Below are 915 nucleotides of genomic sequence, written 5' to 3'. Positions count from 1 at the left end.
CTTGCACCCCGCGGTTTTGTAGTTCAGTGAGAACGCCTAGCCAGAACTTGGCGCCTTCATTCTCTGAGAGCCACATACCAAGCAGCTCTTTTTTACCGTTAAGAGCGACACCTAGAGCTAAGTAAATCGCTTTGTTAATGATCTGCTTATCTTGACGTACCTTAACGACAATGCAGTCCAAATAGACAATAGGATAAACACTACTCAATGGCCGGTTCTGCCATGCGATGATGTCCTCTAAGATGTTGTCAGTGACTCTTGAAACTAAGCTGCTTGAGATATCGACGTCGTAAAGCTCTTTGATACTCTCTACAATCTCAGTGGTGGTTTGACCTTTGGCGTAAAGGAATATGATTTTATCATCAAGACCTGAGATACGGGTTTGATGCTTACGCACTAATGCAGGTTCAAAAGCGCCGTCACGGTCTCTTGGGGTGGAGATCTCAAGATCGCCTGTGTCACTTCGGACGGTCTTTTTAGTGTGTCCATTGCGCTTGTTAGGCTTGTCCGCTTTCTCATGCTTGGGGTAGCCTAGATGGTCTTCCATCTCAGCTTCAAGGGCAGTATCGATAAAGGATTGCATGAGCTGCTTTTGGAAGTCTTTGATGTCATCGAAGCTTTTCATGCTACTAGCCATTTGCTCGGCCAGTTTTTTAATGTCAGATTGAGTAGTCATTGCTTATTCTCCTGTTATTGGATTATAAGCAGTTACACAGTTTTTAGGAAAGGCTCGTTGCTAAAACTCAGGACTATGACTTTTTTGTCCCTGAACTAGGGCGTGTCATCAATTAAGCCAAACGACACAAGAAACTAAGTGAATGGCACTAAGGAAATGACTGGCTAACTTATCATAGCGAGTGGCAATCGCACGATACTGCTTAATCTTGGCAAAGAAGTTCTCTATTAGGTGCCTCG

The 915-nt window shown here is 44.2% G+C and carries 2 protein-coding genes; both read right to left on the bottom strand.

Annotation, left to right across the window (positions count from 1 at the left end; all coding sequences use genetic code 11):
• Positions 1–676 (bottom strand): IS256 family transposase (locus EI161_RS14485; protein WP_192529978.1); only part of this gene is annotated, 676 nt, incomplete at its 3' end.
• Positions 677–784: 108 nt separating this feature from the next.
• Positions 785–915 (bottom strand): transposase (locus tag EI161_RS14480; protein WP_192529714.1); only part of this gene is annotated, 131 nt, incomplete at its 5' end.

This window comes from Psychrobacter sp. FME5 (assembly GCF_014861375.1).
Classification (GTDB): domain Bacteria; phylum Pseudomonadota; class Gammaproteobacteria; order Pseudomonadales; family Moraxellaceae; genus Psychrobacter.
Note: the sequence above shows the minus strand (reverse complement) of the source record. Positions and strands in the feature narration are given on the sequence as shown.